General features: G+C 42.9%; 15 protein-coding genes. All 15 read right to left on the reverse strand.

Annotation, left to right across the window (positions count from 1 at the left end):
- Positions 1-157 precede the first annotated feature (157 nt).
- Complete coding sequence (locus tag IQ31_RS07860) at positions 158-1,753, reverse strand: RagB/SusD family nutrient uptake outer membrane protein (protein ID WP_145327659.1); 1,596 nt, start codon at positions 1,751-1,753, stop codon at positions 158-160.
- 11 nt (positions 1,754-1,764) lie between these two features.
- Entirely contained in the window at positions 1,765-3,771 is a 2,007-nt protein-coding gene (locus IQ31_RS07865; RefSeq protein ID WP_244294412.1) for a SusC/RagA family TonB-linked outer membrane protein, read from the reverse strand.
- Positions 3,716-4,732, reverse strand: a complete 1,017-nt coding sequence (locus tag IQ31_RS27850) for a TonB-dependent receptor plug domain-containing protein (protein ID WP_244294414.1) — start codon at positions 4,730-4,732, stop codon at positions 3,716-3,718. Before IQ31_RS27850 ends, IQ31_RS07865 begins: the two co-directional genes overlap by 56 nt.
- 15 nt (positions 4,733-4,747) lie before the next feature.
- The gene (locus IQ31_RS07870; RefSeq protein WP_145327660.1) at positions 4,748-7,333 is read right to left on the reverse strand and encodes an alpha-amylase family glycosyl hydrolase; all 2,586 of its coding nucleotides are present in this window, start codon (positions 7,331-7,333) and stop codon (positions 4,748-4,750) included.
- A 194-nt stretch (positions 7,334-7,527) separates the two neighbouring features.
- Positions 7,528-8,538 (reverse strand): LacI family DNA-binding transcriptional regulator, encoded by a 1,011-nt coding sequence (locus tag IQ31_RS07875; protein WP_088160635.1) that lies wholly within the window; start codon positions 8,536-8,538, stop codon positions 7,528-7,530.
- Positions 8,539-8,540: 2 nt separating this feature from the next.
- A complete protein-coding gene (locus IQ31_RS27290; protein ID WP_157698396.1) occupies positions 8,541-8,687 on the reverse strand; it encodes a hypothetical protein in 147 nt (48 codons plus the stop codon).
- The gene (locus IQ31_RS07880) at positions 8,677-9,072 is read right to left on the reverse strand and encodes an N-acetyltransferase (protein ID WP_145327661.1); all 396 of its coding nucleotides are present in this window, start codon (positions 9,070-9,072) and stop codon (positions 8,677-8,679) included. The genes IQ31_RS27290 and IQ31_RS07880 overlap by 11 nt, the downstream gene beginning before the upstream one ends.
- A 365-nt stretch (positions 9,073-9,437) precedes the next feature.
- Positions 9,438-10,721 (reverse strand): Gfo/Idh/MocA family protein, encoded by a 1,284-nt coding sequence (locus IQ31_RS07885; RefSeq protein ID WP_145327662.1) that lies wholly within the window; start codon positions 10,719-10,721, stop codon positions 9,438-9,440.
- 108 nt (positions 10,722-10,829) lie between these two features.
- Positions 10,830-12,671 carry an alpha-L-fucosidase gene (locus IQ31_RS07890; RefSeq protein WP_083663536.1) on the reverse strand — a complete coding sequence of 614 codons (1,842 nt, stop codon included), beginning with the start codon at positions 12,669-12,671 and terminating at the stop codon, positions 10,830-10,832.
- Positions 12,672-12,724: 53 nt separating this feature from the next.
- A complete protein-coding gene (locus IQ31_RS07895) occupies positions 12,725-13,690 on the reverse strand; it encodes an SGNH/GDSL hydrolase family protein (RefSeq protein WP_145327663.1) in 966 nt (321 codons plus the stop codon).
- Positions 13,691-13,719: 29 nt separating this feature from the next.
- On the reverse strand, positions 13,720-16,362 hold the full coding sequence (locus IQ31_RS07900) for an alpha-L-fucosidase (protein ID WP_145327664.1): 2,643 nt from the start codon (positions 16,360-16,362) through the stop codon (positions 13,720-13,722).
- A gap of 27 nt (positions 16,363-16,389) precedes the next feature.
- Positions 16,390-18,150: a RagB/SusD family nutrient uptake outer membrane protein gene (locus tag IQ31_RS07905; RefSeq protein ID WP_244294418.1), complete on the reverse strand. Its 1,761-nt coding sequence runs from the start codon at positions 18,148-18,150 to the stop codon at positions 16,390-16,392.
- Positions 18,151-18,167: 17 nt separating this feature from the next.
- On the reverse strand, positions 18,168-21,671 hold the full coding sequence (locus tag IQ31_RS07910) for a SusC/RagA family TonB-linked outer membrane protein (RefSeq protein ID WP_158638825.1): 3,504 nt from the start codon (positions 21,669-21,671) through the stop codon (positions 18,168-18,170).
- Between the two features lie 253 nt (positions 21,672-21,924).
- The gene (locus IQ31_RS07915; RefSeq protein ID WP_145327666.1) at positions 21,925-23,151 is read right to left on the reverse strand and encodes a FecR family protein; all 1,227 of its coding nucleotides are present in this window, start codon (positions 23,149-23,151) and stop codon (positions 21,925-21,927) included.
- 85 nt (positions 23,152-23,236) lie between these two features.
- The gene (locus IQ31_RS07920) at positions 23,237-23,836 is read right to left on the reverse strand and encodes an RNA polymerase sigma-70 factor (RefSeq protein ID WP_075991620.1); all 600 of its coding nucleotides are present in this window, start codon (positions 23,834-23,836) and stop codon (positions 23,237-23,239) included.
- Positions 23,837-23,876: the final 40 nt, after the last annotated feature.

The following is a 23,876-nucleotide window of genomic DNA, read 5'->3' on the forward strand; positions in this document are numbered from 1 at the left end:
TTTTGTTTTCAATAGCTGATGAAAGCCCGGGTAACTGACCATTCGCCAATGCGTCGAACAATAGATATTGCCCGGTTTCATCTGTCAACAATTGTCTTATTACAGGTAAGGCTACATTGACCGGAAGAGACTCGCCGTTCTTCCTGTCCGATGCTGATTAATTATAGCCTGGATTCTGTACAAGATTGGAGTTCGCAATAATATCCGAAGCAGGAAGTGGAAACAACGTCCTATACCCGGCAACTGCCTGACCTGCAAGCACACCACCTTTAAAAGGCCAGAGGTAATTATCACCCGTAAATTTGCCATAGCGGATTAAATCCGAACGTCTAAATCCTTCCCAGTATAATTCTTTCACACGCTCATTGAGAATATCATCCAAAGAAAGATTCGTTAAGTTCCCACTGTTGTTTCCATAGGCACGTACACGCAGTTTATTGACATAGTCCAGTGCTTTGGCCAAGCTGCCGCCAGAGCCGCCACGCAATGTCGCCTCAGCATAGATCAAGTTCATCTCTGCCAAACGGATCAACGGGAAATCCACCGAAGCAACGAAACCTTCAGCTGCCGGAGGAGCAGTTTTTCCGTCCTTGTTCACATTGCGGAATTTGGTAACCGCCAGTCCTTGCTTATAGACGGCGATATCTTCAATTTTAACGCTCGTATTTAAGTGAAACATTGCCCTCTTGTCCGTTGCTCCGCTGTAGTCTCCGAAAATCGTTGCGATATTGTCGCGTGTCCGATTTCCGGCCCAACCGCCGCCCGGTACACCAAATGAAGTGGGATCCATCGTTGCATCAATAGCTGCATTGATCAGATAAGTTGTACCACCCTTGCTCTGTGTTTTGGTTCCATCATAAGGTAGATAGAAAATAAATTCGGGGTTGTTCACATCATTATCCGCGTAAAAGAGCTCCCGATAATTTGTCCCCAAACTATAGCTCGAGTTCAGTACTTTTTCTGCGTATGTAATCGCTTCGGTATATTTCTTATTACCGGCACCCAGGTAAACTTCAGCGTTGAGGTATAAACGAGCCAACAGCCCCCATGCCGCAACTTGATCGACACGACCATATACATTCTGTTTGGCACCTTTTAGCTGGCCTGCAACTTCCAACAGCTCTTTCTCTACATACGCAAAAAGTTCAGGTCGTTTGATCTGAGGCGGCGATACTTTTCCGACAGGAGTTTCTTCGGTTACAAATGGTGGATTTCCAAACAAATCAAGCAGCACCCAATAATTATAAGCACGTAAGAATCTTGCTTCGGCACGATAATAAGCGATTTCTTTTTTATCGGCATCTGAAATACCGCGTTCGGCCAATTTAGCATCTGTACTTTCTCTTAAAAATTCATTGACAAGTGTGGCACTATAGACACAGCGGGTATAAAGACCACGGAGCATGGGATTGCTATCGTCAAAATCGAGGTAATCCAGTCCGCTAATCCCCGAATCATTGAGCCAGGCACAGGCGGCTTCATCGGTTGTAAGTTCCTGTGCGTTCCAAAAGAGGCGTAAAAAATCCGATGTACCGGCATCCAATCCTCCCAGATCAGAGTTATTCGGCCCCGATGTACTGGTTAAGGTCAATGATCCATATAATCTTGCGAAAGAGGAGGTATAGCCTTTAAAATCACTGTAGGCTACATCTGCAGTTACGTCGTTGGTCGGTTTTAGATCCAAATCCTTATGGCAGCTGCTCAGTGCTATAGCCAGCAAGCATACACCTATATATTTATTTAATTTTTTCATTGTTATATCGTTTAAAAACTCACATTTACACCCAATACATAAGTCCTTGGCCTCGGATAAAAGCGATCGTCTATACCGTTAGATATCTCTGGGTCAACACCTTTATAATTGGTGATCGTAAATACATTTTGTACAGTTGCAGAAATCGACATTGAAGCGTTACTATTCCGGATAAATTTTCCAAGGTTATAACTCAGGTTGACATTATCCATTTTCAAAAACGAAGCGTTCTTAATGTAGTAATCACTTCGGAGCTGTTTGAGCAGAAAATTGGTATTTAAAAAATCTACCGGCGCATTATTAATCACCAGAACGGCCTGATCGTTGATATTAGCTCCACTTCCCAAATTAGAGGAAACATTGTCGTAGACATAATTATCCAAATTTGCGCGCAATACCGTTGTTGCCGACCATTTTTTATAGCTGTATGCCGCCGTAAAACCCAAAAGATATTTCGGTAACGGTGATTTATACAGATAGCGATCGTTATCGCTGATAACGCCATCTCCATTACGGTCAACATAGACACCTTCGACAGGATGCCCCTGTTCATCATATACCTGTTGGAAAACATTGAAACTGTTTGGCATGAAATTAACCTTATGCGCCTGGATATTTCCGCCTGTTCCACCACGGATACCACCGGTCTCTACAATAAAGTTCGGATCATCACTCTGTGTCAGATTGGTTACTTTACTCTTATTATAAGTTAGGTTAAAACCGATGTCCAAGGTCGAATTATCCGTTTTTAGCGGGACGAAGTGTACATTAAACTCCAGCCCCTGGTTTTCCATGTTACCCACGTTGGTCAATAGGAAATTGCTAAAGTTAGAGCCTACAGGAACGGGAATCGTGCTGAGCAGGTCTTTGGTCTTTTTCGAGTAATAATCCACGCTACCATAGACCCGATTGTTGCTAAAGCCAAAATCAACTCCGGCATTATAGGTTGTTGTATTTTCCCAACGAATGTCTTTATCGTAGGCCACAGGTGAACTTAAATAGTAGTATTCATCACCAAAGCGATACATCGACTCGTTGCCGCTGATGGTATAATTAGGCAAATAAGAGTAGTTGGCGATGCCATCTTGCTGCCCGGTTTTTCCATAACTTAAACGGAGCTTCAGTTCGGACACTGCAGCTATATCTTTTAAAAAGCCTTCATTTTTGGCGCGCCAGGTGAATCCTACAGAAGGAAAATATCCCCAACGGTTATCAGGACTAAAACGGGAAGAACCATCCGACCGCAAGGTTCCCGACAGAACATACCGGTTGTCATAGGTATAAATCAGACGCCCATAATAAGAGATCAACAGATTTTCGGGTTTATCAAAAGGTCGAGTTGGCTCATTTAGGATCTTATCACCTTCCGCATTTGTACGGTTAAAATTATAAACCTTACTGCTATTTTTATAGTAGCCATAGCCCAACGCCGCGTCTATCGTACTTTTGATTGTAGGTAATTCCTTATCATACTTTAAATAAAACTCCAGCGTTTTATTGTTGATATCGGTTTTATATTGGGTTCTTTCACCCCCTTCATTAAAATTACGTGCAGCTATCGCTGGTGTAAATGTGTTCCCTTTCGAACGCGCCAGATCGTATCCAACGTTTAAGTTGGCATGCAGCTCCGGCAGGAAATGAAAACTATAATCCACCTTTGCATTTCCAATACTTCTAAACACATCGCCATTATCTTTGCGTAAATCCAACAAGGCTAAAGGATTTCGTGGTGCATTGGGATTAGGTTTCCCCCCTTGAATCCACTCATAATACCCGCCAAAACTATTTTTATCATCCACATAGACAGGTTGGGTCGGGTCGAACTGAATGGCTGCTCCGATTGCGTCTTGTGTCGCAAATTTCGATTTTGACCAGGTACCACGGACATTTACATCCAATGAAAGATGATTGTCCAGAAATTTTGGCGTTAATGCCAATGCAGCAGTAGTTCGTTTTAAGTTATCATTTTTCAATACCCCATCCTGGTTCATATAGCCCGCAGATATACGGTAAGGCATATTGCCCGCTGGAAGCAATATTAACGTTATTATCCGTTGTAAATGCATTGCCATAAATCACATCCTGCCAGTCGCTATTTGCTGTTCCCAACAACTTTTTCATGGCATCACTACCATTTGTATTGACATAATCGCGGATTTGATCGGCGTTGAGCAACTTTACTTTATTGGCTACGGTAGCCAATGAATTCTGTGTAGAGAAGTTGATTTGTGTTCCTGAGCGACTGCCTTTTTTTGTCGTGATCAAAATAACCCCATTCGACGCCCGCGAACCATAAATGGCTGTTGCATTGGCATCTTTCAAAATTGTAAATGTCTCGATATCATTTGGGTTAATCAAACTTAATGGGTTAGCTACCCCGGATACAGAACCACCTGCCAATGGAATTCCATCTACGACAATTAACGGATCGTTACTGGCGTTCAATGAAGCTCCGGTACGGATACGGATGGTGCTTCCTGCACCCGGCTGCCCCCCACTTGTTGTAATCTGTACGCCTGGAACTTTCCCCATAATGAGTTGCTCCGGCGAGGAGATCTGTCCTTTTTGAAAATCTTTTGCAGATACTGTGCTGATTGAACCCGTCAGGTCACTTTTCTTTTGTGTACCATAACCAATCACTACAACCTCTTCCAGTGCACTGGTATTGGATTTAAGGTAAATGTTTAACGGATGTTGTCCATCGTTGACCTGGATCAAGGTATCCAAGGTCGCGTATCCGACCATACTTACTTTCAGACGTAATTTCCCTGTTTGTAGTCTATCCAAGCTAAAATCCCCATTCGCATTGGTAGACAGTGATTTTTGAATATCCTCGAAGCGCAGTGTAGCACCGACCAAGGAACTCCCCTTCTGGTCCATTACTCGCCCTTTTAGCGTTGCCTGTTGCGCGAATGCCGAAGCACTTACACCGAGTAGCATGCTCAGAGCCCAAAATGGACGTGATAGCTGTTTGTTCATAAAATAACTGTTTATTTATTTATTTAGTTTTGTTTTGCTTATTAATTGGTACTGCCCAGGTAGGAGACTCAATTTTGACTGGCCTGACCAATTGAGCTCTTTTCCCGTAAAATTATCGACCCACTGCCCCTGCAACGCTGCCGGCAAGGCAAAGTCCACACTTTCTACCCCAAAATTGCCAAGTACCCCTACTTGTTGTCCCTCCTTTTCGAGAACAAAATATTTAACGGCATCTTTCATAGCCGATGTGATAATCGTCCCGTTTTGGAAAATGCTATTTTTGGTTTTGAAACGTGTAAGTTTGGCATAGGTCTCAAAGAGCTTTTTGCGATCATTTTGTTGTAGATAGCTCCACAACAATGGTTTTTCGCCTGTGCGCCCATTTTCATCGATAGACACATCATAGCCGTATTCACCAAACTGCCAGATCATCTTAGGTCCAGGCGAAGCCAATAAAAACACGGCGGCCTGTTCCATACGTTTTAATGCCGTACTGAGGTTCTTGACGTTATAGCTACCTGATGAATTGCCGTAATTCAGGCATTTGAACAGCAGCCGCTGTTCGTCATGGCTTTCCATATAAGACACAAACGAAGGTTGTGTCATGCCATGGCCCGAAGGGAATAATCTGCCTAAATCCGAGCCGTTGTTGGCATTCCAGCCCATTGCCGCCTCATTGAAGACCGCATTCATGTTGTTCCATAGCAACATCCCCGATTGCGCAAGTTCGGCCTCTTCCTGATCTCCGCCAAGATGTTCGAGAATAATATAACACGAGGGATCGATGCTGCGAATATGCTGCTGGTATTGCTTCAAGATAGCCACACGTGACGCATCGTAAGCATTCCATGCACTTAAATCACTTTCTGAGGTACCCGAATTTTTCTGTGTAAACCCTTTAGACAAGTCAAATCGGAACCCATCAATCTTGTACTCCTGCATCCAATAGGTCAAAACATCCTTAACAAAAGTCTGTGTATAGCTACTTTCATGGTTAAAGTCGAAGCCAACATTGAACGGATGCTTGGCAACCGTATTGAACCAAGGGCTATTGCCAGCTACGTTGCCCTGCTCAAAATAAAGCTGTACTAGCGGGGATTGACCAAAAGCATGATTAAAAACAACATCCAAAATCACGGCAATACCATTTTCATGACAAGCATCTACGTAGGCTTTCAAGTCGTTTTTTAAGCCGTAATATTTATCCAAAGCGCGGTGGAAAGAAGGATTATAACCCCAGGTCGAATTCCCCTCCGATTCCTGTACAGGCATAAGCTCTACCGCATTTACACCCAGCCGTTTTAAATAAGACAAAGAGTCTTTCAATGTGGTATATTGATGTTGTTTGACAAAATCACGGACCAAGAGTTCGTAAATAACTAAATCACCTTGAGCTGGCTTATTAAATAGCGTGGTTTTCCATGAGTAAGACTTGGCTGGGAGATCCAATACGCCAACCACTCCCTGCGCAGCAGCGGGATAAGCGGGTACAGCCGCCGCGGTCAGCCCGAGTGCCGCGTCGTTTTGCGGATCAAGAATCAGCTCAGCATAGGGGTCGGCGACATTCAGTTGACCGTCCACCAAAAACTGATAAGTCTGTTTTTTAGAGAAATCCAGATTCGATACGGTAACCCACCAGGTTTTTCCATCCGGTGTCTGGCTCATCGCATAGGCTGGTAATGCTTTATAGTTATTAAAATCGCCCAAGACATACACACTCGTTTTTAATGGTGCTGTGAGCGCAAAACTGACCTCTCCTTTTTCCCTGTTTATGGTTGTTCCGTTTGCATTGACGCCTATCGGGAGTGCAGCGATGGTAGGTTTTGATTGCACAAATAACTGTGCTTTACTGAAATATATTTTGCCCCCGGCCTCAAGACGTGCTTCAAGCTCGTGCAGGCCATTGCTCTGTAGGCTGAGCGATTTTTCTAATGACAGCCCAGCAGAAGATTCAGCAAGCAATAAACCATTATCCCAGATACTGATTTTTCCGGACTGCGTTGCCTGTACTTTTAACTTCAGATTATCCCCAACGGTGTACATCTGCTCCAGGGTAATTGGATCTGTGGGTTGCAGCGTAGGCGAAACAAAACGAATGGCCTGTGTATTGCTCGTTACAAGAGGAAGAAATAGATCTGAATTATTTTTGTTTCGTTGGACCAGCGACCCATCACCATTGCGGACTAAAAGTGCCATCTGACCAAATTCTCCGCCATTAGTCAGGTTAAAAAATTTGGAGGGGGTAAATGTGAATGAATATAAACCAGCAGAAATAAATTTAAGTTTATAAGCATTGTCATTCTTTGACCAATCTGTTGCTACATGTTGCCAGCTGCCCCCATTGACAGGAATCAATCCGGCGTGTAGGTACAGGTCGGTAGTACTACCTTTTAGAGCCGCATTTCCTTTCGAAAGATCAAATTGAAGCGTAATTTCCTGATCCCAATAGATAAATGGGGCGGAAAGATTGAGCAAACCAGATCCCTGCTGTTCAATAACAGGAGGTTGCTCGACATCCACGATATCTTTCTTATTTGCACATGATGATAATAGGACAATCACCCAGAGATACCCTATTAAACGAGAGATATGCTTCCCCATCGATAATTAGCTTTACTTGGAATCTGAAATTGGGAACGTTCCCGAAATCAAGGTAAAAAGAAATCGCTTATGGCGATTGCTGGATTCCCCTATCCAATATTTTATAAAAATTGATTATTTAAATATTTTCGGGAATGTTCCCGAAAGTATTCAAAGCTAAATAATGGGATTACAAAAAACAAATATTTTTTTTCTTATTTCAGGCTAGATTTTTGAAAAATAAGCTGGGAATCAAGGTAAACCGAATTAGCAAACTTAGTATTTTCGGGGTCTTCCATCTTATCCAATAGGTATTTTGTTACTAATTGCCCCATTTCATAGGCTGGTTGTTTCACTACGCTCAGCGCCGGGTCAATCAGATCGGCAATATCCAAACAAGAAAAACAAATGATTTTAAGATCTTCCGGAATACGAATTTCGAGCTGTTTGGCCACCCGTATACTCGAAATAGCAAGACGTTCTACCGAGGCAAATATGGCATCGGGTTTCTCCTGTTCGATCAGGTCGGCAATATCTTTCATATTCTGATCGGCATCATTCACCGTATCCAAAATAAGCTCCGGTCTAATCGGGATCCCCACTTCCTGCAAGGCCTTTTCGTAACCATCTTTACGCACCTTTCCGATGGAAACATTCGGATTGATTGCAAGATAAGCGATCCGCTTACAGGCATTATCGATCAGGTGTTTGGTTGCCAGGTAAGCCGAATCGAAGTCATTACCCGTAATATACCCCCCCTTCCAATCGTCGTATGCACGGTCAAAAAACATGACCGGAATACCGCGCTCTGCCAAAAGTTGTAAATGCGAATGGTCTTTACCCTCACCCGAAGCCGAAATGATAACGCCATCCACTCGTCCATTGGCCAGTGAACGTACGATTGAGGCTTCATTTTGCACCTGATGATCCGTCACATAAATTAAGGTATGATAACCCTTGGAGCGCGCCACAGCCTCAATTCCTTTGATGGCTTGCGAGAAAAACTTATTGCCAAATTCGGGAATAATAATCGCAATGGTCAGACTTTTATTTGCCTTTAGACTACTCGCATAAACATTTGGCGAAAAACCGATTTCTTCGGCCATAGCCAAAATCCGAGCTTTTGTCGCTGGATTAATGTCCACGTTATCCCGAAATGCACGGGAAACGGTCGATTTTGACAAGCCGAGTTTTTTGGCCAGATCTACTATTGTTAATTGCGACATATCTAGATTCCCTTTGCTGTTCGAATGTAATAATTGTTGGATACAAATAAAGCAATTATCTGTCCAGAATAGCAAATTTTCTTTTCAAGTTCTTCTCGACTCATACCATATTCGACCGTATCCAAGAGCTTTGCTTTTTTAGTTATCATGGTCATAAAATTCAATCAACTCAAAAATCTCCGGAATCTCTAAACTACGTGTCATTCCGGTAATATTTATTTTATATTTGTCGATATAATGCTGTGCGATCTGGGTTTTGGGTCGTAAGGAGTCGTCTATTTTAGCTGCCCCTACATTTTCTACTGATGCGATTAATAACCTCACATGGATTCGCATCTCCTTTGAAATTCTTTCAAATGAAATCAAGCCCAATATATCGTCTTTCCCTTTAATCGTCAATTTGAATATTTCAAAAGTAGCTTCTTCATCCCAATTGAAGAAATACCTACCTGCGGGTAAGTTTTTGAAATCACTTGTCACAACAGGAGCAATTTCGATTAAATAGGACTGATTCGTAGCAACTTCGAATGCCAATTTCGGCCTGTCAAAAAATTAGTTTTACTTGATACCTTTTTCGGGCTTAGTTATAACTTTGTTCGATGCTTGTTCGGTGCTTCTTCGGTACTTGCTCGGTGCTTGTTCGGTACTTCTTCGGTTGTTAGCGAATAAATACCGACTAAACTCCGAGTAAGATCCGTTTATAAAACGAGTAAATAGCGAAGGTGACCATAAGAAAATAGGAGTTCAAACTTGTCAAGTAGGCAATTCGATTTATATCACTAGTTATTGTCGAAAATAAGATTCTTCGGCACTAAATTGTTGTGGATTTATTGATCAATAAACATACAGACCTGACAAAAAAATCTTGTCAGGTCTGTATCGAAAACTTGTCTTAAAGACTAGAACTTTCTAAAATCCCATTCCCCGCGATAAGGGCGACTGCGCATGAGATTAGCATAGTCATTGTCGAACTGTTCTTTTTGTGGATTCCATTTTAAATCCTTTTGAAGTTCATACGCAATATTGATGGCATTGCACACTGAGCTCGTCCGGTGACCTATTTCAACATCACAGATAGGCTTACTTCTTTTTTTGATCGCATCAACCCAGTCCTGATAGTGATTATCACTATAATACAAACGACGATCAGAAGAAGTCAGTTTAAGATTCGCCAGATTTTCTGGATTCGAGCGGATAAATTCGCGGCTTACTTCAATCTTACCTTTTTCACCAATAAATTGGATCGCATTATGTACTCCCCACTGCACATGGTTTACCCGAACGCCATTAGCATAGCTAAACGAGAGCCCGCTATTGCTGTTGGCCTCCTTGGGTGGATTAAACTGAACAGGGCCCGATTCATCCATGCCCAAGGCCCATTGTACGATGTCAAACATATGTGCACCCCAATCGGTGATGTAACCGCCACCAAAATCACGGTAACCGCGCCACCAGGCCCATTTATCATCTTCCAAAGGTGGGCTTAATATCGGATTATAACCCCGATATGGTGAAGGTCCTACCCACATATCCCAATCGAGATAATCGGGGGCTGGCATAGAGGGAAGGTCACATTGTTTGACCGGTTCGCCCACAGAAACATTGATTTCCTTGATTTTGCCGATATAGCCATTGAGAACCAGTTCTGCTGCCTGTCTAAAATTATAGGAAGAACGCTGCATGCTGCCCGTCTGAAATACACGTTTATATTTTCGGGTTGCATCGACCATGGCACGACCTTCGGCAATGGTCAATGCAAGGGGTTTCTCACAATAAATATCTTTGCCAGCTTTAGCGGCATCAACTGCAATCTGCGCATGCCAATGATCGGGTGTAGCAATGACAACAGCATCAATATCTTTCCGATCCAATAGTTCCCGATAATGATGATAGGCCTTGATCTCGGTCTGTGCTTTTGACAATTCCGTTTGTTTTTTCGTTGTCGCAGCAATAAATGCGGCCAACTTATTACGGTCTACATCGCAGGCAGCCAGACTTGCGATTTCCTTGCAGCGATTGAGGCCATTCATCAAGGTATAGGATTGTTTTCCGACACCAATAAACCCAAGATTGATTCGATCACTTGGGGCAAGAAATCCATTGCCTCCCAACACAACGCGCGGAACAATTGTAAAAGCCAAAGTGGACACAATTCCCTTGGCTATAAATTCTCTTCTTTTCATTCTTTATGGATAGTTTATTTTTCTGCTTGCCTTATACGTATTTATCCGTTTCTTGGCGGCAAAATGGTTTATGTATGGATGATTTGTTCAGGTTTTCTTAAAGATAGTTTATTCTTGTATAGGAACCAAAGTAATCGAAGCAATCTCTGGCAAAGTATCGCCTTCGATGGCTGTAGCCTGCAAAATCACCTTGGTACTGGGCTCACCAATTACTTGCTGGGATACCTCAATGATCCCCATAGCCACTTCCTTAAATTTAGCTTCTTTTTCAGCTACGAATGTCCACTGGATCTGCTGCCCGAGTATCGAGAGTACAATTTTTCCGTGCTGCTTGCTATTCGCCAGATAATTGACGAGCACACGATACTTCCCTGGTTTTTGAATTTTGATATCCCAAAAAACTTTATCCGCAAGGTCTTTCCATTGACCAATGGCGTTCGGGCGGTTTGGATCATGGGTATGTGCACCAATAATTTTTAATCCCTTTCCTTCCTGTAATTTTGCATTATTTGCGTTCATCACGATACGTCCATCTGCCTGTGTTTGGGTCAGGCTTTCCTCAACAATTGGCTTTCCCTGGATTTCGACCACAATAACCTTCGGTCCTTTCTTATTGTCGAAGATATCGACAGGAATTGCTGGTCTTCCGTTTTCTAAAGTGGATTTTAAGTTCATTTTAGGTGAAGCTAGGGCGTAGACAGCCGTCACTTTATTTTTGATGGGCAGATTTATTTTTCCATCGGCCGGACGATCAAAAACATGCAGATACAGCTTCCCATTTTTTTGGGTACAATACCCCCAATCCAAGGCTTGGAAAGGACTCGCGGTGGTACCGTAAATAGATTCGCCATTGACCTTCATCCATTCCCCGATTTGCTCCATAATCCGCACCGCAGGTTCAGGAATGGCTCCGTCACCATCGGGTCCGACATTTAACAGGAAATTTCCCCCTTTACTCACCGTTTCCACAAATAATTGCATGATCTTGGGAAAGCTTTTCCAATTTTGGTCATGGGCGCTATACCCATAACTTTCATTCATGGTATGGCTTACCTCCCAGTACATACCCGGCAAACCTGTTGGTGGAATATATTTTTCGGGAGTTCCGATATCACCGTTCTTATTTTCGAGTCCGTTCCAAAATCGATTATTGATAATAATATTAGGCTGCCATTTGATCAGGTCTGTCAAAATATGCTTTGTCCCCCAGGCTTCCCCCTCATGCTGTTTACTGCTGAAATCGGGCCACAGCACGTCCAGCCGTCCATAGTTTTGTGCAAGTTCCTTGATTTGCCCATAGAGATAGGCTTTGTAACGTTCATGATCTGGCTGATGCTTATTCACATTCGGGTTCAGCTGAAAAGCTTCATAAGAATCGGGATGCTGCCAATCCAAGAGCGAATAATAAGCTCCTACTTTCATTCCCTCCTGACGGAAAGCATCCATAATTTCGCGGTAAAGATCTCTTCCTTTCGGCGATAAATTTGCCGTACCCGTAACATCATTTTTCAAAGCATAAGGTTGCTGGCTATTGAACAGGCTAAAGCCTTCGTGGTGTCGGGAGGTCAGTACCATATACTTCATTCCCGTTTTTTTCGCAAGGCGTGCCCAGGACTTTGGGTCAAAAGAACCTAAAGTAAATTTTGGTTTCAGTACTTCGGCATACTGCTTACTGGGAATTTTCCCCCAGGTTTGTATCCATTCGGCATAATGTTGTGGATATTGTTTCCCTTCAAAAGAACCACCTGCAGCACTGTACAATCCCCAATGGATAAACAGTCCAAAACGGGCCTCTTTAAACCATTCCATACGTTTATCTTGCGTCTCCTGCCAACCTGCAACACCTTCATACGGTGGCGATTTGGTCTGTGAAATAGCAACATCGGTCATACACAGCAACATTCCCACAGCTGCTGCACACTTCCATTTAAAAAAATTGATTTTCATCATGATATAGATTTATACATAAAAGTTCATTTATTCGGATTGCAAGCTATCGCCGATCAGAAACCCAACGCTTTAATTTCATCCTGAATAACAGCATATGCTTTGCTTGCATCTTCTACTGGAATTCCCTTGGATAGTCCAGGTCGTTTATGACCTGTATAGGTGAGCCATGCGTCTTTCATCATCGTCTGCCTTTTCAAAACAAGCGTATATAACTGGCGAAGTTTTGGTTGACTGCGCAAATTGTCATCCCATGCGCTTTCAATCGGGAAATCAGGCATCAGGTGCTGTACTATTTCCTTAGCCATTAGCCAATGCCCCAACTCTCCGGGGTGCACCCCATCTGCGGCCAGTTTAAACTGAGCGTCTTTCTCGATCTTAGCTTCCAAGTAACGACGCATGGGAAAATGCAGGTCTATGATTTCCCAGGACTGCATCTTGGCATAGCCGATAAGCCATTCGGCATAACGATCCAATACTTTATTGTAGCCATTGAGCCGAAGCTGCGGATCATCATGCACTGGAGGTGTCATCCATACGATGCGTTTGACGCCCTGATCGACCAAACGTTTGTGCAAACGGATAATTCCATTTTTATAGGCTTCAAAACGGATAGCATCAAAAGGGAGATAAATGCCGTCATTCATACCGTAACAAACAAAAACAACCTCAGGTTTTATTTTATCAAGCACATTGTCCAGTCGATCAAATAGACAGGGGCGTGGAAATTTTCCATCGGCATGATTCGGTTCACTGAGTCCAGAAACGGTCTCACTTGGTAAGCCCGAATTAATAAACTGAGGTTTCCTTTTCGGGTGACTGCTCAGGAATAGACTTTCTGTCATAGCGACATATTGCCCCGCGTAAGTAATGCTATTGCCTAAAAAAAGTACTTTTTGTCCATCGTCCCAGCGAAAATTATCCGTTTTTTTTTGTCCAACCGCTTGCACATACCATATACTAAAGCAGAGCAATAATGGCAAAAAGCGTATTTTTTTTGTTTTTAATAATAGATTCAACATCGTTATAATTGATAAAGCTAATAGCGGGATTAGCTTAGTTTTATTTTTAGCGCATAGCCCAAGCTGCTGTTTTGTATCTTCTTGGGTAATTTCAATTGCAATCCATGGTTATCCTGCTGGAAATCGATCCGACCAAACCCTAGAATTTCCACTGATTTCACTTTAGCCATATTTTGGTTCAGGGACTGTACGTTGACGATTCCATCTTTGGGTACTACAAGAGCCATCGCATATACAAAATCATTCTTCTGTGTAAACCAAAAATCCAAGGCTGTAAAAGATACTTTAAATCCTTCCCTTTCCCGTTGCTCGGTATCTGTTATCCGAACTGTTGTTGGTCCCTCATGCGAAATGGTCCAAGGCGATGTCCCATAAACCGCTTCGGCATTGCGCCGCAACCATTTCCCTAAGATAGCAAGATTTTTCTTTACCGGTGTGGCTACATTTCCTTGTGCATCTGGACCAATATTAAGCATATAATTTCCTCCTTTACTGACAATTTCAAGGAGCCAATACCTTAATTCATCCACATTTTTCCAATCGTGGTCATAAGATTTATAGCCCCAGGAATGGTTGAATGTTCCAATGGCTTCCCAAGGTCTGGTAAAACGCTCAGAAGAGTCAGGAATCCGATTATCCCCAGGAATGGCATAATCGCCCATACCATTGCCAATTCGCTCGGAGACAATAACACGTGGATTACAATCATACACAGTTTTATAGAACCGAAAGCTCTGTTCTGCAGTCATCAATCCCGGCATATCAAACCAGATATATTTCAACTGTTTAAACCGCGTCAAAATTTCCTTTACCTGAGGAATTGCTTTTTCGTTGAGATACGAAGCGAAAGAATTTTCGCTGGGATCCCAAAGATTGACACCGAAAGCATCGGTTTTGGCATGAACAAGATCATGCTGTGCCTTTGTTACCGCATATTGCCCGTCGCTACCATCCCGCCAGTCGATATTCTGTGAATAATAGATACCAAAATCGAGTTTATGCCGAAGACAAGCATCATAAAGTTCCTGAATGATGTCGCGTTTAAAGGGCGTAGCCTGTTTGCTATTGAATGAACTAACCGTTGAACCATATAGGGCAAATCCGTCGTGATGTTTACTCGTCACAACAAGATACTTCATCCCTGCACCCTTGGCCATTTTAACAATTTTATCGGCATCAAAAGATTGCGGGGAGAATTGATCCGCCAATTTTGCATAAGTAGACCGAGGAATTTTTGCAACCAGTTGAATCCATTCAGCAACACTCGGGCTACCCAAATCTTCCATTTTTTGCCCATTCCATATACCTGCCGGAATAGCATACAGCCCCCAATGGATAAATAGACCAAATTTCTGCTGCTGAAAATCTTTTAATGCCTTTGCCTTCTGTCTATTCATCTCCCCCCATTCGTTCATCAATTGTGTAAGCTGATGGTTTCGCTTGTTCCAGCGCATTAATGCTTCTAGATAATAATAATCTGCGTACACTAGCGGGACGTCAATCTCCCCTTTATGCGGAATACTGCCTACACTATGTTTCAGCACAAACAAACCGTTTGCTCCAACCGCACTGGAGTACTGCGGTGAACCCAATGAGCGCAAGATCGCTTCGGCGACATCCAAATATTCCTGTTGTTGTCCAGTTCCCATGTAGTCAACCAGTTCCAGCAATGCCGAAGCAGTAACCGCTGCTGCCGACGCATCCCGTGGAATAGGCTCAAAATCTGCTTTGCGATAATTCCAGTTTGGGACAAATCCAGCTTGATTTACATCGAAGTCCCATTGTGGCACCTTATCTTGAGGCAGGCGCGGATGCTTTATATAAAACTCAGCCATTTTTAGCGCAGCCTGTAAAAACTTAGGGTCCTTCGTTTCACGGTACATCACGACAAACCCATACAATCCCCAGGCTTGCCCTCTAGCCCAAGCTGAATTGTCCGAAAAACCCTGTGCTGTTTCCCGGCTCAATACAGCACCGGTATTGGGGTCATAGGTAACCACATGATAAGAACTGTAATCTGCGCGATATTGATTTTTCAGCGTCGTTTCGGCGTGTCGAATAGCGGCATTACGATAAACAGAATCCCCGGATAATTTGGAAGCTAAAAAAAGAAGTTCCAAATTCATCATGTTGTCGATAATGACAGGGAATTCATACCTATGTTTACCATCCCAAGAGGAAAAGGTATCCCAAGACTTAATTGCACCAACCTTCGGATTGAAACGTGTCAATAGCGATTTGGCGCTCTGGATTAAAATTGATTTGAATGTAGTATCACCAGTTAACCGATAGGCATTTCCATAACTACAGTTCATCACGAAACCAATATCATGGTGCTGCGTATTATATTGATTTTGGCGTAATGAATTCGTCCATTTTAGTGCAGCGTCCCGCCATTGATCCTTGCCGGTATACTCAAAAACATACCAAAGGCAGCCTGGCCAAAAACCACCCGTCCAGTCCCGGATATCAGTAAAAGTTGTTTTCCCCTTGGGATCTGCCGATCGTGGATACTTACGCAGATCGCTATGATCTTTATACAACAAAGCGTACTGTCGCTGAGCCAAATCAAATCCTTTTTTTACCATATCGCTTGTATCCGCACGTAGAAAAAAAGGATGAAAAAGGCTCAAAAAATAAATAAAGTATAGGCTATATCTAAAAAAAATCATGTTTAGGTTCATTTTATATCCATAAAACTAATCGATCCAACCTGGGTTCTGCACCAGGTTTACGTTCATCTGTATTTCTGAGGTCGGGATAGGCCATACGTTCAAAAAGTCACCCTTATAGCTATAATTCCCAACATTTGTCCCCCAAACCTGCTTACGTCCATTGCCTGCTTGAAATACTTTCTCTTTCCAGGTTCCCCAGCGCAATTCGTCAAAGTAATTGATCCCTTCATTCGGGAACTCAACCCGACGTTCATTACGAATACGTAGGCGTAAGTCCTCCTTCCCGCCAACGGCAGTTGCAGCATTGGCATTTAAAAGTGCTACTCCCGCACGCTGACGAACTTCGTTAACTTTTGTTATAGCTTCATTTAGTTTGCCCTCTTCATTCAAGGCCTCGGCCCACATCAATAAAATATCAGCATAGCGGAAAATCGGAAAATCGATTGGACCATAGTTGCGATCCACAATCTCATTGACTCCTTCAGCGACAAATTTTCGATAGAAATAGAAAAAATTGATCTGTGTATCACTCTGAATATCGCCGTCTACCTGCGCCTGCCCGCGAAATGGCCAACGCATAAATTGAAGACTTTCAACATTCGTAAAATTATAGGCACCCCTAAAAGTCGAATAAGGCGTCACGACATTGGCCTGCAAACGGGGATCACGATTTTCATAGGCTTTTTTTATACGCTCCTCATTGCCTTGCGGTAGGTAAAGACTCATCTTTGCACCTCTCAACGTTGCAGCAGCTTTCTCGGCCTCCGTGAGATTGTTGCGCAGAAAAAACACCTCCCTTTCATTTTCGGTTAAACTACTGTATCCTGGAATAATTTTATCCCATTCAAACTTAGAACCATCGTTATTTTCATAGAGATCGACCAAATGTGGTGAAGGCATGTAATAATTCCAGCCACGCGAATAGACCGAGGGCCAGCCACAAAACAATTGCATATTATTTCCATAGCCTGATTCACTCCGATGCTGAATAGAAAAAATCATCTCAGGACACTGTTCATTAGCTTCTTTAAACAAAGCTTTATAATCTCCGAAGAGTGAGTGGCCAGCATCTTTTACTTTTTGAAAATCTGCCGAAGCTTTTGTCCAATCTTTTCGATAAAGATAAACTTTACCGCGTAAGGCATAAGCTGCCGCCTTTGTTGCATGGCCATAATTCGCATTTCCCGCAGGATAACGATCCGGAAAATTAGTTTCTGCGATACAATCGTTCAAGTCTGCCAGGATTTGATTCCAGACATCATCTTCCGAACTACGTCCTTTGATGGCCTCGGCTGCAGTAAACGGCTCAAGGTAGATGGGAACCCCTTTGTAGAGCTGATTGAGCCGAAAATAAAAGTAAGCACGTAGAAATTTAGCTTCCGCAATATATTTCGCTTTTTTTTCCGCTGTAGAAGGCGATTTTAGGGGAATATTCTTTAAGGCATCGTTTGCACGTTGGATACCTTCATATTGAATCTTCCAAACATTCACAAATAAGGGATCGCCGGCGGTGATGGTACCGGTCAATAAGGGTTCATCAAAACGTGCCTGCCCAGTATAGGAGAAACGGTCAAACTGATAAAGTTCATAAGGTGAGATCAGTCCGCTATGCCCCATTAAGAGTCGAAAGGAACTATAGATCCCCGCAATCCCTAAATCAGTTAAATTGTCGGTTGTCCACATCGTTGCCGTGGAGACCGATGAATATGGGGAGGTATCCAAAAGATCTTTTTTGCAACCCAATATACTTGTTAGCAATACAATTGCTATTATTTTTTTCATCATTTTCATTGTCATTCGAATTAAAAAGTAAGATTCAAACCCAGTGAATATTGCCGCATTGAAGGGTAATTTGTTGTCGAACCTATCTCAGGATCTAAACCAGGATATTTCGTAAATGTCAGCAAGTTTTCACCCGCTAAATAGATCCGTAGTTTTGCAATTGATAGACGGTTTGCCAAACTTTCTGGAAGCGAATAACCCAATTGTAGGTTACGTAGTTTCACAAAAGAAGCGTTATACAAATAATAATCACTGGTACGTCCATTCTGTGCATCTGTCACTCCTTTTAAGCGTGGATAATAACCAGCTATCCGGTTGTTGGGATCGGAAGGATTTGCGGCATTATAATAGTAATGGTCATTTGCGACCAATGCCGGTACCGATTTTCCCTGCGCAACGATGGATGAATTGAGATAGAGTTCATTCCAGTAATACGACATACCCGAAGAAGCCGACCAAATCATGGATGCATCAAATCCTTTATAGGCCATGTTGATACTGAGGCCATAATTGAATGCAGGAGTTTCTCTTTTGCCCATAAACTTTTGGTCATAGACATTCCCGTAGATACCATCATCGTTCATATCCGAATAGATCAAGTCACCATACCATATCTTGGTAGGGTCTATTCCATCGGCAGGCTGAAATGAATAGCCTGCGGCGACCATAGCCTTCAACCATTCCATATCCTGTTCCGTCCGGATCATACCGTCGCGCGGCCCTCCATTTTTATCGACAGAACCATCCGCTAAAAAATGGTTCCCCGAACCTCGGTATACATTGTACAAGTAAAATTCATTGATTTCGTGCCCTTCTAAAATACGCTGGTTGACACCGTTAGAAACCATACCGATATTGGACTGGTAAACACGATTACCTGCCGCATCCGTTACATAGCCCTCCGACAATGCTCCTTTATATTTTTCTACCCGATTGGTATTATAGGCGAAGTTGGCCGATATTCCATAGTTAAAACCGTTGATTTTATCTTGGTATCCCAGTGTCAATTCAATCCCCCGCTTGCTAACTTCGGCAATATTCATCGTTGCCGCAGTAGCTGTTCCAGTTGTCGCCGGAATGGTCGGAACATATAAGATTCCATCGGTATAAGCACGGTAGGCATCAAATTCGACCGTTAATTTATTTTTCAATGCCGTGGCTGTAAAACCTACATTTGTTGTTGTGGTCGTTTCCCAGTGTAAAAGATCGTTTCCTAGTTTAGTCTGTGCCAAACCACGAACAGCCTGATTATTGAATGAATAGTTTACCGTACCATACGAGGGAAGATGATCGTAATTACCCGGAGAGGCATTATTTCCGGTTTTCCCCCACGAGGCCCTTATTCGCAAGTCATTCACAAAAGCTTTGAGTGGACTCATAAAAGATTCTTCCGAAATACGCCATCCCGCAGAGAATGCCGGAAAGAGCCCCCAGCGTTTGGCGGTTCCAAATCGAGATGACCCATCGTACCGTACCACCGCTTCCGCAAGGTATTTATTAGCGTAAGCATAATTTGCACGACCAAAAAAGGACCGCAAACCGTAGTCAAGCTCATCACCGGTAATGGAACTCATTGTCGTCGCCGAATTAAATGTTGTCAGGTCTGGATGCACAAGCCCAAGTTTGGCCGCTCCGATATTATATTGGTTAAAATACTGTTCATTATACCCCAAGATGCCGCCCACATCGTGTTTACCAAAAGATCCTGAATAACGCAATACATTATCAACGATCACATTGTAGCTCTTGGTTAACCCATACTGGGTGGTTATTTGTCCCGCAGACAGCGCCGCAGTACTTAATTTGTTGGTTGCAAAATTCCATTTCTCATAAGGCACCTGATGCGAATTCGTTTCGGTATAGGCATGGTTATAATTTACCCTGGATTCAAACTCCAAGCCTTTCATGAGATTTAACTTCGCAAATATTGTGGTATTGAATCGATTGACCTGGTTCTTTCCACCCATCCCATTTAGAAAAGCCAGGGCATTGTTTGCAGTAGCCGATTCTTCGGCCGCAGCCGGGAAACCATAGACCCCGTTGTAGAAAGGATAAACTCCTGGCACGGTTTGGGTCAGGTAAGAATATGCTGTGACCACATCGGCGACACTCAAATTCTGCATATCGCCAAAGGTCTGGGTACCCACAGTTAAAAACTTGGCAACTTTAGACTGTAAGTTAATACGCAGACGTATCTTGTCTGCTCCAGTTTCGGGCATCGTCCCCGGATTGTTGAAATAGCCCACTGAAAAGAGGTATTGCGTATGCTCACTGCCACCATTTAGCGAAAGATTGTGATTTTGTAAAAGTTTGCGTTGTCCAAAAAGCACATCGCCCCAATTGGTATTTGGATAAGCGACTTCATTGGGAATACCAAATTCTGTTAACCCTGTTGGATTTTTCTTCGCTTCTTCCCAGAGGTTGATTGTTGCATCGGTATAAACAGCCGCTTGCCCTAAATTTTTGAAGCCTTCATTAACAAGGCGCATATGTTGTGCGTAATCGGTAATAAATTCGGGTACATTATTGGGGCGCAACAGCGAAACCATGCCCGTATAAGACACATTATTTTTTCCCTTGGCTCCCTTTTTTGTCGTAATTAAGATAACGCCATTCGACCCCAAGGATCCATAGATCGCTGCTGTTGCCGCATCTTTTAAAATCGAAATTGACTCCACATCATTGGGATTAACGGCATCCATAGATCCGACAATACCATCGATCACAACCAAGGGAGACGTATTGTTTAAAGTTCCTTTTCCACGAATCAGTATACTAGCACCGTCTGCACCTGGTTTTCCGGTTGCGGCCTGTACGTTAACGCCCGCCGCGAGTCCAGCCAATGAAGAGCTAAGTGTGGAGGTTGACCTATTCTCTACCGAACTGCCGTTCACGGTTGATACGGCACCAATTACATTTGCGCGTTTCTGGCTTCCATACCCTACGACGACCACCTCATCCAGACCACTTACCTCCTCCTGAAGTACAATGGTTAATTCATCATTTCCAGTGACACTTTTTTCCAAACGTTGATAGCCTATGTTTGAAAATACCAAAGTGCCATTTGCCGCCGGTAACTGAATTGTAAACCTGCCATCCTGGTCCGTGACCGTAGAAATATTAGCTCCCTTCACTGTAATGGTGGTTCCTACCAGGGCTTGTCCTTTGCCATTAACGACTTTACCAGCAATGCTCCGCTGCTGGACTTCTTTGCGTTCGGTATTTGGCAGATTTCTCTTGGGTTTTATCACGATCACCTCATCTTTTTTGATCCACTCCAGATCCAAAGGTGCTACGATAGCATTTAATGCATCTTCCAATTTGGCATGCTGTATATTGACTGACAAACGTGCCTGAGCCAATGACTTGCCGGTTAAGAAAAAATTAACACCACTCTGTTTTTGGATATCGCGCATCACCTGATTTAAGGTAACATGCTTTGCGGTTAAGTTTATGGTCTGCGCATTTCCCTCTGCAAACAGCTGCATCGCGGTCAGTAAAGAAATGAGTACGATCAATTTCATAATCAGTATACTTCGTAAAGTTAAACTCCACGGGTGTAGCCTAACAAATGGATAAAAAATCATATGTTTGTACGGTTTGTATGTTATTTATAAATGGTTATCAAAAATTTGCCTTTGGGCAACACTTGTAAGTATATGCATCCAATTCAAGGCAGTGCCCCCCAGCACTGCCCTTTTTGTTTTGCTTATACCCTTTTCCGGATTAAGTGGAATCCATGATCATTTCTTTTTTCATCTTTATTTAGGGTTTTAATTACAACGGTCTAACATATAGGATATTCTTTTCATCGCTTTTGCTCAGCTCAAAACGCAACCCACCTTCTTCCAATACGTCAAGTACGTCGCGGAGCGGCTTGCTTCGTTTTATACGACCATAGAAATGTGTTTGCGGTACCTCGCCTTTATACTTCACTTCGACATTATACCAGCGACCAATCTGCTGCAGTGCATCCGAAAGCGGTGTTTCGTCAAAATAAAACAAACCTTCTTTCCAAGCGGTAAAGGGTGCTGTATCCACATTTGCGAGCTGTATTTTTCCGTTATTGGTATTGGTCGATTGCTGGCCTGGCAGCAGGTATATCGCTTCTGAATATCGTTTATCGTTCGATAATTTAACCTTCCCATTGACTAAAGTCGTTTTAATCGCTGTATTATCGGGATAAGCATTGACGTTAAAGGCAGTCCCGAGCACCTCAATTTCCTGTCCTTTACTCAGCACTTTGAAAGGTCGTGCGCTATCTTTCGTCACTTCAAAAAAGGCCTCGCCTTCCAAACTAACTCTTCGTTCATTTTTTGCAAAGCTCATCGGATATTTTAGCGAAGAGCCCGCATTGAGCCATACTTTTGTGCCATCGGGTAAAGTAACCTGGTATATCCCCCCTAGCGGAGTGGCTAACTCCAATACAACCTTACTTGGATCTGCCGCCATCCCCTGTTTATCTAATGCCGCAGCAGCGATAGACTTTCCATTTTCGTAGGTAATACTTTCTCCCATCACAATTCCCGATGCCTGTTTATCGAGTTCTAAAAGTGTGCCGTTCGCTAAACGAAGGGTAGCACTGTTTCCACCAGGCTTTACAACAACACCCGTTGTGTCTTGCATCCTCACGAGGTTAATGTCTGCCTGAACAGGACTGGTCTGTTGCTGCCATAATAGCATTGTAAAAATAAAGAGCAACAGGCAAGCCGCCGCAGCCCAATAGGGCCAAACGATTGAAAACTTAGGTTTATCGCGCTCCTCTGTGCCTTGCTGAATTTGCTTTTTGATATTTCCGAGCACTATTTTTTGCCTGGATTCACTCATTTTCCCTGCAGCAGAAGGCTGAAGCAAACTAGCGACTATAGCCTGATCGATGGCATCCTGATCCCCGATGTCGGTAGCAGAAAGCGCATGCTGTAGCCATTCGATCTCCTCAAGCGAACAGTTCCCTTCTTTATATTTTTGAAGTAATTGGTCTATTTTAGATTTATTGGTCTCCACTGAGCTGTATTTTTAATAGTAAATACACACTTCGTAGCATAAAGGTCTGCTCCGGAAAAAAAAATAATTTGCAGCATGTAGAAAATTAATTTGCAGCATGTAGAAGCAGAATCATTAGTAGGGCCGAGAAGCCATTGTCCTGCAATGCACCATGTCGGATAAATTTATTTGCTTTAACAATATGGTCACGAACAGTAGCAATAGAAATATCCATTTCTTCGGCAATCTCCTTATAGCTTTTACCTTCAAGCTTAGATAACCTAAATATTTTTTGGCGTTGTTTGGGCAATCTGCTCAACAAGTCTTCTACCAGGACCATGGCCTCCTTGGAATCGAGCACCTTATCAATGGTATTTTCAGATTCCAATGCGCCATAGGCGAGCTGGACTTCAGATTCCATCTCCAATTTCAGGCGTCGTTTGAAATTAAATGTGATGTTACGCGAACAGGTAAAAAGAAATGCTGCAAAAGATTGTTCAGGATCTATTTTTGACCTATTTTCCCAGATACGCAGAAAAACATCCTGAAGTAAATCTTCGGCACTAGTTTCATTTTTCAGAAACTTAAGGATATTGGCATAGATAATCTGGCTATAACGATGGTACAAGATATCAAAAGCCTGCATATCTCCATGATGGAGTTGGCACAAGAGTTCCTTCTCAGGCAGATTTTGATTGATGTCCATAATTGATTATTCTAGCCATGAAGTTAATTACTTCGCTGCA

Origin of the sequence: Sphingobacterium siyangense (assembly GCF_007830445.1) — a bacterium.
Classification (GTDB): domain Bacteria; phylum Bacteroidota; class Bacteroidia; order Sphingobacteriales; family Sphingobacteriaceae; genus Sphingobacterium; species Sphingobacterium siyangense.

What these genes read in the sequence shown, in the direction of transcription:
- IQ31_RS07860 (WP_145327659.1), bottom strand. Translation starts at nt 1,753, where the DNA reads ATGAAAAAATTAAATAAATATATAGGTGTATGCTTGCTGGCTATAGCA.
- IQ31_RS07865 (WP_244294412.1), bottom strand. Translation starts at nt 3,771, where the DNA reads ATGCCTTACCGTATATCTGCGGGCTATATGAACCAGGATGGGGTATTG.
- IQ31_RS27850 (WP_244294414.1), bottom strand. Translation starts at nt 4,732, where the DNA reads ATGAACAAACAGCTATCACGTCCATTTTGGGCTCTGAGCATGCTACTC.
- IQ31_RS07870 (WP_145327660.1), bottom strand. Translation starts at nt 7,333, where the DNA reads ATGGGGAAGCATATCTCTCGTTTAATAGGGTATCTCTGGGTGATTGTC.
- IQ31_RS07875 (WP_088160635.1), bottom strand. Translation starts at nt 8,538, where the DNA reads ATGTCGCAATTAACAATAGTAGATCTGGCCAAAAAACTCGGCTTGTCA.
- IQ31_RS27290 (WP_157698396.1), bottom strand. Translation starts at nt 8,687, where the DNA reads ATGATAACTAAAAAAGCAAAGCTCTTGGATACGGTCGAATATGGTATG.
- IQ31_RS07885 (WP_145327662.1), bottom strand. Translation starts at nt 10,721, where the DNA reads ATGAAAAGAAGAGAATTTATAGCCAAGGGAATTGTGTCCACTTTGGCT.
- IQ31_RS07890 (WP_083663536.1), bottom strand. Translation starts at nt 12,671, where the DNA reads ATGATGAAAATCAATTTTTTTAAATGGAAGTGTGCAGCAGCTGTGGGA.
- IQ31_RS07895 (WP_145327663.1), bottom strand. Translation starts at nt 13,690, where the DNA reads ATGTTGAATCTATTATTAAAAACAAAAAAAATACGCTTTTTGCCATTA.
- IQ31_RS07900 (WP_145327664.1), bottom strand. Translation starts at nt 16,362, where the DNA reads ATGATTTTTTTTAGATATAGCCTATACTTTATTTATTTTTTGAGCCTT.
- IQ31_RS07905 (WP_244294418.1), bottom strand. Translation starts at nt 18,150, where the DNA reads ATGATGAAAAAAATAATAGCAATTGTATTGCTAACAAGTATATTGGGT.
- IQ31_RS07910 (WP_158638825.1), bottom strand. Translation starts at nt 21,671, where the DNA reads ATGAAATTGATCGTACTCATTTCTTTACTGACCGCGATGCAGCTGTTT.
- IQ31_RS07920 (WP_075991620.1), bottom strand. Translation starts at nt 23,836, where the DNA reads ATGGACATCAATCAAAATCTGCCTGAGAAGGAACTCTTGTGCCAACTC.